The 11,238-nt window shown below is 63.3% G+C and carries 11 protein-coding genes; 7 read left to right on the top strand and 4 right to left on the bottom strand.

What is annotated here, in order from left to right:
- The 5 genes from HP499_RS14605 to HP499_RS14625 all read left to right on the top strand — a co-directional run.
- Positions 1-1,998, top strand: a 1,998-nt coding sequence (locus HP499_RS14605) for a DUF5107 domain-containing protein (protein WP_253951598.1), incomplete at its 5' end; no start/stop codon positions are given.
- Positions 1,999-2,126: 128 nt separating this feature from the next.
- Positions 2,127-2,699: a DUF1349 domain-containing protein gene (locus tag HP499_RS14610; protein ID WP_253951599.1), complete on the top strand. Its 573-nt coding sequence runs from the start codon at positions 2,127-2,129 to the stop codon at positions 2,697-2,699.
- Between the two features lie 73 nt (positions 2,700-2,772).
- Positions 2,773-5,007, top strand: coding sequence for an McrB family protein (locus HP499_RS14615; protein WP_172324853.1), 2,235 nt, complete (start codon positions 2,773-2,775; stop codon positions 5,005-5,007).
- 73 nt (positions 5,008-5,080) lie between these two features.
- Positions 5,081-6,289: a restriction endonuclease gene (locus HP499_RS14620; RefSeq protein WP_172324855.1), complete on the top strand. Its 1,209-nt coding sequence runs from the start codon at positions 5,081-5,083 to the stop codon at positions 6,287-6,289.
- Positions 6,290-6,334: 45 nt separating this feature from the next.
- On the top strand, positions 6,335-6,574 hold the full coding sequence (locus HP499_RS14625; protein ID WP_172324857.1) for a PLDc N-terminal domain-containing protein: 240 nt from the start codon (positions 6,335-6,337) through the stop codon (positions 6,572-6,574).
- A 6-nt stretch (positions 6,575-6,580) separates the two neighbouring features.
- On the opposite strand, the gene HP499_RS14630 is transcribed toward HP499_RS14625, so the two are convergent.
- Entirely contained in the window at positions 6,581-8,251 is a 1,671-nt protein-coding gene (locus tag HP499_RS14630; protein WP_172324859.1) for a cell wall metabolism sensor histidine kinase WalK, read from the bottom strand.
- Between the two features lie 99 nt (positions 8,252-8,350).
- On the opposite strand from HP499_RS14630, the gene HP499_RS14635 reads away from it, so the two are divergent.
- Entirely contained in the window at positions 8,351-9,094 is a 744-nt protein-coding gene (locus HP499_RS14635) for a response regulator transcription factor (protein WP_172324861.1), read from the top strand.
- A 42-nt stretch (positions 9,095-9,136) separates the two neighbouring features.
- On the opposite strand, the gene HP499_RS14640 is transcribed toward HP499_RS14635, so the two are convergent.
- Positions 9,137-9,514 carry an Hpt domain-containing protein gene (locus tag HP499_RS14640; RefSeq protein WP_172324863.1) on the bottom strand — a complete coding sequence of 126 codons (378 nt, stop codon included), beginning with the start codon at positions 9,512-9,514 and terminating at the stop codon, positions 9,137-9,139.
- Between the two features lie 205 nt (positions 9,515-9,719).
- Between HP499_RS14640 and HP499_RS14645 the strand changes: the two genes are divergently transcribed.
- Positions 9,720-9,893, top strand: a complete 174-nt coding sequence (locus tag HP499_RS14645; protein ID WP_172324865.1) for a hypothetical protein — start codon at positions 9,720-9,722, stop codon at positions 9,891-9,893.
- A 1-nt stretch (position 9,894) separates the two neighbouring features.
- On the opposite strand, the gene HP499_RS14650 is transcribed toward HP499_RS14645, so the two are convergent.
- Together HP499_RS14650 and bioB are read right to left on the bottom strand one after the other, a co-directional pair.
- Positions 9,895-10,356, bottom strand: a complete 462-nt coding sequence (locus tag HP499_RS14650; protein WP_172324867.1) for a very short patch repair endonuclease — start codon at positions 10,354-10,356, stop codon at positions 9,895-9,897.
- 236 nt (positions 10,357-10,592) lie between these two features.
- Positions 10,593-11,238: biotin synthase BioB (gene bioB / locus HP499_RS14655; RefSeq protein WP_172324869.1), on the bottom strand; the 646-nt coding region annotated here is incomplete at its 5' end.

Below are 11,238 nucleotides of genomic sequence, written 5' to 3' on the forward strand. Positions count from 1 at the left end.
CGCAGCGCGGCCTCCTCCTCACGATCGGATACTGACGTGGACATCACCGAAAGCTCCAACCTCACCGTTACCACCATCTCCCTGACCATGGCGGATCCCGGCCCGCTGAACCCGTTGCCGGTGGTGGCAGCCGAGCTGGACCAGCCCTACACCGTGGGAGAGGGCGTGCCGGAAGAACTTCAGGCCTCGGCCCGTTACGGAGTGGTACCCAACATCTACCCGTATCTCATGCAGGACGGTTATACCCGGGAGGCGGCACCCAAAGAGCTGCCCGCCGTCGTGCTGGAGAACAACAAACTCAAGGTGACCGTCATCCCGTCCCTGGGCGGCCGCATCTGGGAGTTGTTCGATAAAGCCACCGGAAAGCAGCTCCTGCACACCCACGATGCCCCGCAGCTGGCCAACATTGCGCTGCGGAAGGCCTGGTTTGCCGGCGGGCTGGAATGGAACATCGGCACCCGCGGCCACTCGCCCACCAGTTGCGATCCCTTGCACACGGCGATCGTGCATACTTCGGATGGCAAGCACATCCTGCGCGTGTGGGAGTACGAACGGTTGCGGGAAGTAGTGTTCCAAGTGGACATGTGGTTGCCGGAGGACTCGGCTGTCCTGTTCGCTGCGGTCCGGCTCCGGAACCCGAATGACCACGACGTCCCCATGTACTGGTGGAGCAACGCCGCCATTCCGGAAACGGACCGCACACGGGTCATAGCTCCGGCGGACGAGGCCTTCGGCAGCGACTACGCCACCGATATCACCCGCGTCAGGCCCAACGACCACGAGGGGTATGACGGCACGTGGCTGGTCAACAGCCCGCACGCGGCTGACTTCTTCTTCGACATCGACCCTTCCGAGCGGCGCTGGGTTGTGGCAGCGGACGACGACGGCGACGGGCTGGCGATGCTCTCAACGGGCCTCCTGCGGGGAAAGAAGCTCTTCGTGTGGGGCCAGGGACAGGGCGGAAAACGGTGGCAGGAGTGGCTGAGCCCTGGAGCCGGTCCGTATGCCGAGATCCAGGCCGGTTTGGCACAGACGCAGTTTGAACACCTGGTGATGCCGGCCGGCGCCCAGTGGGCCTGGGTGGAAGCGTACGGCAACGGGGGCCTTGATCCGGAGACCTCGCACGGTGCCGACTGGCATGCTGCCGTGGCACACGCCAGCGACCACTTGGAACAACTGCTGCCCCACGAGGAACTTGAGGCCATGCTTCCGGCAGCCATCAGCAATGCCGACGTTCCGCCGTCGGAAATATTGCTGCACGGAAGCGGCTGGGGAGTGGTGGAGCGCGCCAGGCGATTGAAGTCAGGCAAAGCCTGGGTAGATGAAAACGGGACGCCGTTTGCGGACGAAAGCGTCACCGCCGAACAGGAACCGTGGCTGCGGCTGCTGCAGGGAGAAGGGTTCGACGACGCGTCCAGCTTCGTCGCCGGGGCGGACTGGGAGGAGCTCCTGGCGGGTCAGGAGAACCCTGAATCAAGATTCCATCTGGCCACCATGAAGCATGCGAGGCAGGACCTGGAGGGGGCAAAAGCCCTTTATGGAGAGGTGCTGGCGGCCGGCGATGTGAGGCCCAGGACCAAGGCGCTCACACACCGGGGATTGGCATTGGCACTGCTCGCTGAGGGACAAGAACCGCAAGGACTCGCCGAACTTCGACAGGGCGTGGCGGCAGACTCCTCCCTCACAGCCCTGCTCACTGAGGCTGTCACCCTCAGCATCCGTCACGGCAATCCGTCCATGGCGCTGGAACTGATCGCATCGGCACCCCAAGAGGCCCCCGAAGTCACCTCCGAAGTAGCCTCCGGCGTCGGGCGGTTGGCGTTCCTCAAGGCGCTGGCGCTCGCGCGCACCGGGAACCCCGGCGAAGCGGCGGCAATCCTGCGCAAGGGCGTCGAGATTCCGGACCTGCGTGAAGGTGAAGACGCAATCGCCGAGTTGTGGCAAGAGGTTTGCCCCAACGAGCCTGTTCCCTTCAGCTACCAATTCGGAATGCACTAGGGATCTTTTCCGGCGGCACCGGGGTGGCGTCCCGCACCTTCGGGACAATGTCTGAAAGCGTGTTCTGCAACGTACAGCGTCGATGAACGGAGCCAGGATTGATTCCCGAAATACCAGGATTGCCGCCCATGGAGTGGACCTCATCCGCCGGACACGCCGGCTATGACGAAGCGGAGGGGGCGTTGACGCTCACGGCCGCTCCCGGCGTCGATTGGACCAACGATTCCCTGGGCGGGGAGCCCCGGCACGGCGCCACCGCGTTGGGCTTCAGGGCCCCGGCGGCCTTCTCCCTCTCGGCCCGGGTGCTGGTGGCCTCGCCCAGGACAACGTTCGACGCCGGTGTGTTGACGTTGTGGGCGGACAGCGAGCACTGGGCCAAGCTCTGCTTCGAGTATTCCCCGCAAGGAGAGGCCATGGTGGTCAGCGTGGTGACCAATGGGTACTCCGACGATTCGAACGGCCCGGTGGTCACGGCGCCATGGATCTATTTGCGGGGCAGCAGGGTTGGTCCGGCGTGGGCATTCCACTCCTCCTCCGATGGCAGGGAATGGTCCTTTGTCCGCCTGTTCCGGCTGGATTCGGAGAAACCCGTGCACGTCGGTTTCATGTCCCAGGCACCGATGGGCCCGGGCTGTGAGGCCCGTTTTGACGCCATCGAATTGACGGAAGAACCTCCGGCAGACTTGCGCGACGGAAGTTAGCCCCGGTCAGGCCGGTGGCACCGCTGCCTGTGGATATCCAGATGCCCGGATAAGCCAAACAAGGTAAGTTGGCATGGTGATTTCCTCCGTAAAACCTGCCACTGACCGTGCCCCCGGAGTCTCCAAAGAGATCGAGGACGCGGCCTGGTATGTGCTCGGTCCGGCGCTGCACGGGAGACCTTCGGCGCTGGACGGCCGGACCCTCACGTGGACCGCCGATGCCGCCGGTGAGCTGTTGGAACGGCTGGAGCGCGGGGTGGAGGACTCCAAGGCTCCCATGATGACCAACCTGCGGCAGAACCTGGAAGGCGCGTCCCGTGAGGCCAAACTGCTGGCCGTGGAATTGCTGTTCCTGCAGTCGCTGCCGCTGGCACACGAGGTCAAGTCCCTGAGGGTGAAGCGTGCCCGTGTTGCCGAGGCCGCCTCCTGGGTTGAACCGGCCATTGAGCTGCCCCGGGAACTCTATGAGGGCATGACGGACCATGGAGTGATCCGGGACCGCACTGCGGAATTCAACTGGACCATCTGGGACCACTTGAAGTGGCTGTGCCGCTTCGTTGCCCACGTGGACAGTCAAAGTACGGCCACCATCAATGAAGCGCTCGCGGACCCCTTGAAGTTCCATGAGCTTGCTGCAGCAACGCCGGAGGATCAGCCTGCCCTGCGTCGCAGCATCGAGTATTTGGTGTGGCCCGGTTACTTCGAGCCCGTGGTGGCTGATGTTGAGCGCCGGGAAATCCGGGATGCCTTCGCTTCGCTTGTGGGCGGTGCCAAAGGTGATACCGACGAGGACATCACTGCGGACATCCACCGCATCCGGCTGCACTTGGACGAGCAAGCCGGGCAGCGCATCGACTGGTATGCCCGTCAGCTGGTCAGCCAGTGGCGGAAGGTGGGTGACCCTGGCCGCAGGTCCTGGCTCCTGCGCACCCATCACGACAATGCGGATCTCCTGGCTGCCTGGGTCGCCGAGGAAAAAGCCACCTTGGACGTGGAGCATCTGCGTGCCCTCACCGCCGGTGTCACAGCTGGTGTGGTCCAGCACGCCGTGGACGAGGATTACAAGCATCTTGGCTACGTGGAGCGCGAGGACACCAAGACGGCCGTTTTTGCTTTCCTGACCGTCATGAAGCCGGGCGATCTGACCTTGTACCAGCATGCCGGCCGGGTACGGGTCGGGGTGGTCCTTGGCGAGCCAGAACACCATGAAGACAACAGGCGCATCCGCCGCAAGGTGCGCTGGTTCGATGACAGCTACGCTATTCCCGAGCTTCCCCGTCATGCCCAGCGCCAGCTATCCACGCCCGGCATCATCGTGGACGTCACCAGGGTGATCCAGGCCCTGCAGGAGCTGCTCCCTGTCGAGGCCGAAACGGACGGCGAGGACGAAGCCCCGCCCACCGCCGTCGTCGAGGTTGTCCAGCAAGGCTTCCGGCCCCTGACCGAAGAGTTCGCAGCGTCCCTGCACATGGACCTCGCGCCGTTGGAGGAAATCGCGGAACTGCTCGAAGATAACCGGCAGTTGGTGCTGTACGGTCCGCCGGGAACCGGCAAGACGTACCTGGCCAAGCACCTCGCTGCCGAACTCGCGGGAGACCACACCGATGAGCGGGTGAAGCTGGTCCAGTTCCATCCGTCGTACGCCTACGAGGATTTCTTCGAGGGTTACCGGCCGGACAAAACCGATGACGGCCAAGTGTCCTTCAAGCTCGTCGCCGGCCCGTTGCGGCGCCTGGCGGAGGAAGCTGCCAAGCCGGAAAACGCCCACAAGCCGTACTTCCTGATCATCGATGAAATGAACCGTGCCAACCTGGCCAAGGTCTTTGGTGAGCTGTACTTCCTGCTGGAGTACCGGGACGACCGCATCTATCTGCAGTACAGCCCCAACGAGCCCTTCAGCCTGCCGGACAACCTCTACATCATCGGCACCATGAATACGGCTGACCGCTCCATCGCCATGATGGATGCCGCCATCCGCCGTCGTTTCGCCTTTATTGAGCTGCACCCCAAGGAGGAGCCGATCCGCGGCACCCTGCGCCGGTTCCTTGAGGCCCGCGGTCTGGATACGCTCAATGCGGACCTGTTGGATGCACTGAACGACGCAATTGACGACTGGGACCGGGACCTGATGATCGGGCCGTCCTATTTCATGAAGAATGCTGCCCAAAACCCCACGGGCCTGCGTCGGATCTGGAAGTACGAGCTCATGCCGCTGCTCGAAGAGCACTACCACGGGCAACTGAACCGGGCACAGCTGGAGGAGCGCTTCGGGCTGGACCAGTTGCTGGGACGTCTTGCAGCCCGCTAAGGCCATTCCGCCGCGGCCGGGCCGGGCGCCTGCCTCAGCGGCGAAGGCTCGTTCCGGACCCAGGCATATCGTCATGGATGAGCTCTCCGGCGGCGTGGTGGACAAATTGGACGCCCCCTCGGCAGCGTTCATCAATACCAGCGGCCTGGCCAAGGCCTCGCCCATGGGGATGGGCCTCTACCGGATTGAACCCGTGGGCAAAGTGGGCTCCGTCCGCACCGCCACGGTACAACTGGAAGTGCGTCCCAAGGATCGGCTGGGCCTCAGCCGGTTGCTCTTCCTGCTCAGTTATGCCGGTGAACAAGGGTTCCGTGACAACACCGTGGAGGCCGTGGAGCACCCGGACCTGTGGAGTGCCCTGGCGGAGTCGCTGGCGCAGTTGGCTGACCGGGCACTGAGCCGCGGAGTCCTGCAGGGGTACCTGACGGTGGAAGAGTCGCTCCGGACGGTCAAAGGCCGGATCCGGATCTCGGACCAAATCTCCCGGCGACCAGGAATGATGGTGCCGCTGGAGGTTTCCTACGACGAATTCACGGAGGACATCGCTGAGAACCGCATCCTCCGCGCTGCCCTGGAACGGATGGGGAAGGTCCCCGGTGTCCGGCCCGATGTCCTCAGCCGCTTGCGGCAGCTGAAGGGAAAGCTCGACGCCGTCACCCGGCTTCAGTCCGGAGCGCCCCTCCCGCCGTGGCGGGCCAGCCGGATGAACCTGCGCTACCACGCCGTGCTCAGGCTCTCTGAGGTGATCCTGCGCAATGCTTCCGCTGAAGCCGGCGACGGCAAACAACACACAGCGTCGTTCGTGGTGGACATGGCCCGGGTGTTCGAAGAATTCGTCGGAACTGCCCTGCGTGCGGCCATGGCCACCCATCCGGGGGAGATGCGTCTCCAGTACGGGGCACTGCTCAACGAGGCCGTGCACGACTCCGACCGGCTGACCGTGCGCCCGGATGCCGTCCATTTCCTGGGTGGCCGCCCCGTGGTGGTCTACGACTCCAAGTACAAAGCAGCGTCCGACGCCGGGGCCTCCTTGAGTGCCGACCATTACCAGTTGCTGGCGTACTGTACGGCGCTCCGGGTTCCCACAGCGTGGTTGGTCTATGCCGGCCGCGGGGACGTGAAACTGCGCCGCATCCTCAACACGGACATCGACATCGTGGAGTACCCGCTGGACTTGTCGCTGCCGCCCTCGGAAATTCTTGCCGCCGTGGCTGACCTCGCTGAGCAGTCCTGGGGTGAAGTAGTACGCCAGGCCGTAGCGGGCCGATCGGCGTCGGACTAGCCTGAGAGGTAACCCGTACGCAAAGATCCGCGACAAGGAGGCATCATGGCCGGCAAGAAATCCTGGCGTGACATGAGCAAGGGACAGCGCATCTCGGTGATGGCCAGCGGCGCCCTGAACCTGGCTTTGCTGGTAGCCGCGCAGCGCAGCATCGCCAAGACCCCTGATGCGGGGATCAGGGGCAAGAAGGCGATCTGGCGCGCGGTTTCCTTTATCAACTTCTTCGGCCCGGTCAGCTACTTCCTGTTCGGTCGCCGTCGCGAGGCCGCGGGGCTGAAGAACTAGGCCTGCTCAGGCGGGCATCTTCACCGTGAAGGTGGTGCCGCGCCCTGGTTCGCTGGTCAGCGTGATGGTTCCACCGTGCGCTTCAACAATCGCCTTGCTGATGGGCAACCCCAGCCCGACACCCGGGATGGCGCTCTTGCGGACGCCTCCGGCTCGGAAGAACTTGGTGAAGGCCTCCGCTTGCTCTTCCTCATTCATGCCCATGCCGGTGTCAGTGACCCGGCAGAACACAAAGTCCTCGTCCTCCCAGGCGGCTACTTCCACGTCGCCGCCGTCGGGGGAATATTTGATGGCGTTGGATACCAGGTTGTCCAGCACCTGGGCGATGCGGGAGGAATCGACCCGGGCTTCCAAAGCTTCCGGAATGTCCATGGAAAGTCGGATGCCTGCCTTGGCAGCGCGCGGCTCGGCGGAGGTGACGCTGCCGCGAACCAGCTCGGAGACGTCCACCGTATGGGGCTGGATGACGATGTGGCCTGAGCGCACGGCCAAGAGATCCGAGACGAGGGTGAGCAGGCGTTCGGCGTTGCGCCGGACGATGTCCAACTGCTGGCGGGACCTCGGGTCAAGGGCGTCGGGATCGTCCATGATCAGTTCCACGTAGCCCAGGATGGACGTCAGCGGGGTGCGGAACTCGTGGGAAACGTTGGCAACAAAATCGTCCTTGGCGGCCAGGGCGTTCACCAGCTCGGTGACGTCACTGAAGACCACCACGGAACCGCCGAACTTTCCGTCGTCGTCCACCATGGGACGGGCGCTGGCCGTAAAGGCGCGCTGGTCCGGCCCGGAACCGAGCCATACCAACTGATCGGTGAAGCGTTCGCCCAGGACGGCCCGCCGCACGGGACGGCGGTCCGTGTCCAGCGGCGTGGTCCTGTCGATGTCGAAGATCAGCAGCTGGGACTCGTTGGGGTCCTCGTTATCCGGGGGAGTGGCCAAGGCATGGGTTTGGCGTTGGCGGCGGTTCATGAGGATGTCATGCCCGTCGCCGTCCACTGCCACTACACCCAGCGGCAGCGCCTCCATCACGGTATTGAGGAGCCGCTCCTGCTTGGTGCTGACCTCCAGCGCATCCTTGAGCGCCAGGTCCTTTTCCTCCAATGCCCGTTGCTGGCGGACCATGCTCAGGGTCAGGACGCTGACCGAGATCCCGATGCCGAGCATGAGGATGGGGAACAGCAGGGGTTTGGTGAGGTCCTGCTCGGTCAAGGTGCCACGAACGAACAGGGGAACCCACACGATGCCCAAGGGTCCGAGGAAGGACATGGAAATGGCCAGCTTGGGATATAGGCCCGAGGCGCACAGCCAAATGACGGGCAGCACCACCAGGACACTCAGGCCGGTGATGGACTCCAGGGCGCCCTCGCGTGCGAATCCGATGGAGACCATGTCAAGGATGGGGATGGTGAGGAAGCTGGCAAAGGGAAGCCGGTGCCAGGGCACCATCACGCACAAGGCAAGGAGCAACGCCTGGCTCAGCAGGAAGATCAGGAAGAGCGGATTCTCAAGAGTGGCCGGGAAAAACAGCCAGACCAGGATGGCAGAAATACAAACACACACCGACAACGGCAGTTGGCTGAGGACAACCCGCATTCGCAGGGTATGTTCGTGGAAAGAGCGCTGAAACACCAGGAGTTTCTTCTTTTCGCCAATATCCCAAGTCGAAGGGTGGGTCATGGCACATCCACCACGGATGCAGAAGAAAGTCGGTTCATGAGATCAGCCTAACCATAATGGATATACTTCTGAGGTTATCGAAGGGGCTGAGGGGCAGCGATGAGTGAAGTACGTGTGGGGCTGGTCATTGAAGATGACCAGGATATTCGCGAGTTGGTAAGGGTTGTCCTATCCCAGGCGGGGTTCGATGTGCACACTGCCTCCACCGGTTCCGCAGGTGTGACCTCGGCGCGGGAACTCAATCCTGATGTCATTACCCTGGACCTCGGCCTCCCGGACATTGATGGCTTTGAGGTTGCCCGCCAGATCCGCAAGTCTTCCGATGCCTACATCATCATGCTGACCGCCCGTGCTGAGGAGCTTGATACCCTCATGGGCCTGGAGGCCGGCGGTGACGACTACCTCACCAAGCCGTTCCGGCCCCGCGAATTGCGAGCCCGTGTTGAAGCCATGATGCGAAGGCCCCGCGCGTCCTCGGACTCCAAGGCTGTGGCCGAAGAAGTGGATCCCGAGGTGAGCCACAACGGCCTGGCTGTCTCCGCCGGCTCCCGTACCGCCGTCCTGAACGGTAAGGAGCTGAAGCTCACCCGGACCGAGTTCGACCTCCTGCTTGCCCTGCTTGAAACCGGTCGGATTGTCCGCACCAAGGCGGACCTGGCGCGCCGCCTCCGCAACGAACCCTACGACGTCGGAAGTTACGTCAGCGACGCCGACGAGCGTGCCGTTGAGGTACACATGGGCAATCTGCGCAAGAAACTCGGCGACAGCATCCAGGCACCCCGCTGGCTTGAGACGGTCCGTGGCGTCGGTTACCGGCTCGCGCCGGCTTCGAACAACAACTAGGACAGCTGCACCACCCGGGACACGCGCACGGGCTTCCTGCGGTTAGCAGGGTGCTTGGAGTTCGCGGATCGTCGCTGGAACGAAGTGGTCGATTTCGCTGACCTGGGCAGCTAGCTCGTCCAAGTGATCCCCGTTGGGCAGCAGCCGGATGCTGATTTCCAACTCCCTGGCCAGACGGTTCATGCAGATGGCACCCACCATGTGGCTGGAGGTCTTCAGGCTTAGTACAGCGTCCATGGCGTCTTCGATGTCCAGGTTTTCCAAGGCATGGTGGAGCCGGTCAACCCGCCACGGCAGAAGCTCAACGTAGTTGCGGACGAAGGTGTTGATGATGGCTTGGTCCCCGCCAAGCTCGGCCTGGAGTCCGGTGAGAACGGTGCGATCCACCAGGGAGTCAGTGCACTCGTCATACTCAGACACCAGACTCCTCCCGCCTCCAAACAATAGATTCACGATTCAACAGTAGAACCCCGTGAAGCAGGGAAGCGTCATAAAACGAAAGCTTGATCCAATCTTGAGCGGACTCAGAGGGAGTCTTGATTGCCGGCCCCCAGAGTAGGACAAGCAGAGGCAAGATCACGGATCCGGGGGATTCCGGGGCTTGTATCAGGGAACGGGAAAAAGCATGAACAGCAGCGCGCGTCCATCACCAGGACTGATGGTCATCATCGTCTTTTGCATGACCGTCCTCCTTGGCATCGGCGGGACTGCTGCCTACGCACTGTGGGAGCAGGGCGCCCACCCTGCGGGCAAAGACCGGACCGTCAACTCTGCCCCGACAGTCACCTCCGCGCCCTAGTTCACTGGCCATTGAGTTCACTGGCCGTTGAGGTTGCCCCCAAGAACTGGATGAGCCTCTCTTCGAGCGCTGACCGGTCTTTTAGTTCACACTCCCACACCGTCAATACCTCCCAGCCCTCCACGGCCAGTTGCTCACCTTGCTGGGCGTCGCGTTGGCGGGTGCGGTTGCGCTTGGCCTCCCAGAACTCCGCATTTGCCGCCGGCGCGTGCTGGCCTGCCCGGCAGTCATGGAAGTGCCAGAAACAGCCGTTGACGAAGATGACTTTGCGACGCCCCGCGAACACGAGGTCGGGCCGGCCCGGCAGCTTGGCGGCACCGGCCTGCCCGTGCAGCCGGTAGCGATACCCCTTGGCATGCAGGACCCTGCGCACCAGCAACTCGGGTTTGGTGTTCTTGCCGCGTATTTTGGACATGTTGCGGCTGCGTTGCTCCGGCGTCAGGAGGTCCCGGCTCTGGCCCATAGGTCCAGCCTACCCAGGTGTTTACGATCCCAGCCTGCCGTGCCGGGAGCATTCCGCGGTCCAGCCCAGGGGCGTGACTTGGACCTTCATGCGACGCCGGCACTGCGGGCAAAAGCGGGGCGGCTCCATTGCCAGCCGCTGTTGGCAGCCGTGGTGAGCGTCCGACGTCGGACTGTCACTTCCGGCGACGGCCTCACCGCCGCAGTGCCCGCAGTACGGCGGGGCTGGTGCCGCAGTCACAGCGACTTCTGGAATTCCTTGATGGGCATGTTCAGCTCCACCAGCAGGTTCAGGTCCGCGTTTGCCGGCCGGCCCAGTGTAGTGAGGTAGTTGCCCACGATGACTGCGTTGATGCCACCGAGCAAGCCGTCGCGGGTGCCGAGATCGCCCAAAGTCAGTTCGCGGCCGCCGGCGTACCGGAGAACAGTGCGGGGCATGGCGAGTCGGAAGGCGGCGATGGCACGGAGGGCGTCCTTGCCGTCCATGATTCCTTTGTTTTCCAAGGGGGTGCCGGGGCGCGGATTGAGGAAGTTGAGCGGGACTTCGTGGGGTTCAAGGGCAGCGAGCTGGGCTGCGAGTTCGGCCCGCTGGGCCACTGATTCGCCCATTCCGATCAAGGCCCCGCAGCACAGCTCCATGCCTGCTGCCTTGACCATGGCGCAGGTCTCCAACCGTTCCTCGTAGCTATGGGTGGTGACGACCTCGGGGAAGTAACTGCGGGCAGTTTCCAGGTTGTGGTTGTAGCGGTGGACGCCCCACTCGGCCAGCTGGTCCACTTGGCGCTGCGTCAGCATGCCCAGGGAGCACGCAATGTTGATGTCCACTTCTTCGCGGATGCGGTCGATCGCAAATTTGATCTGGTTCATGAGCTTGATGTCCGGA

The sequence above is a fragment of the Paenarthrobacter sp. CM16 genome (assembly GCF_013179505.1).
In the GTDB taxonomy this organism is placed as follows: domain Bacteria; phylum Actinomycetota; class Actinomycetes; order Actinomycetales; family Micrococcaceae; genus Arthrobacter.